The sequence below is a fragment of the Gordonia alkanivorans NBRC 16433 genome (genome assembly GCF_000225505.1).
Lineage (GTDB): Bacteria > Actinomycetota > Actinomycetes > Mycobacteriales > Mycobacteriaceae > Gordonia > Gordonia alkanivorans.
In genome coordinates this window covers 1-626 of sequence record NZ_BACI01000071.1, presented here as the reverse complement: position 1 = coordinate 626, position 626 = coordinate 1, and the positions used below count along the sequence as shown (strand labels likewise).

Genomic DNA, 626 nt, shown 5'->3' with positions numbered 1-626 from the left:
TTGGCGTGTCCCCCGTGAACCGGTCCGGGTGGTTCTAGAGTCCTGATTGCCCCGTTGAGGGCGGAGAAGGGACGATGAGGATCATGGCGGGACGGAAGCGTCACTCGGCCGAGGACATCGTGCGCAAGTTGCGCCGAGCCGATGAACTGGCGGCGGAGGGCAAGAACGGCGAGGAGATCGCCGCCGACCTCGAGGTATCGGCGGCCACCTTGTACAACTGGCGCCGCCAGTACGGCGGCATGGACGCTGATGCTGCCAAAGAGCTCAAGGAGCTGCGCGAGCAGAACGGCCGGCTCAAGCGGCTGCTCGCCGACGCCGAGTTGGAGAAAGACGCGCTGCGGGAGATCGCCAAGGGAAAATTCTGAGCCCAACCGCCAAACGCGCCGCGATCGACATGCTCAAAGACGTGAAGAGCGTGTCAGAACGTATGGCGTGCAGGGTTGTTGGGCTCTCTCGGTCTGCCTACCGCCGTGTGCCGTTGGCGCAAACTCCGGCCGACCCGGACGCTGGCCTGCGTGCACAGCTACGCACCTACGCCCGCAAGCACCCTAGGCACGGGTTCCGGCGGGCGTGGGCACACCTGCGGTTCGACGACGGCATCGAGGTGAACAAGAAGAAGGTGCACC

1 protein-coding gene is annotated in these 626 nt (G+C 65.2%); it reads left to right on the top strand.

Annotated features, from left to right (window positions below):
- Nucleotides 1–83 precede the first annotated feature (83 nt).
- A complete protein-coding gene (locus GOALK_RS13150; RefSeq protein ID WP_004023647.1) occupies nt 84–365 on the top strand; it encodes a transposase in 282 nt (93 codons plus the stop codon).
- The last annotated feature ends 261 nt before the right edge of the window (nt 366–626 follow it).

Bases quoted from the DNA above. Each gene is read 5' to 3' on its own strand.
- GOALK_RS13150 (WP_004023647.1), top strand. From the start codon at position 84: ATGGCGGGACGGAAGCGTCACTCGGCCGAGGACATCGTGCGCAAGTTG.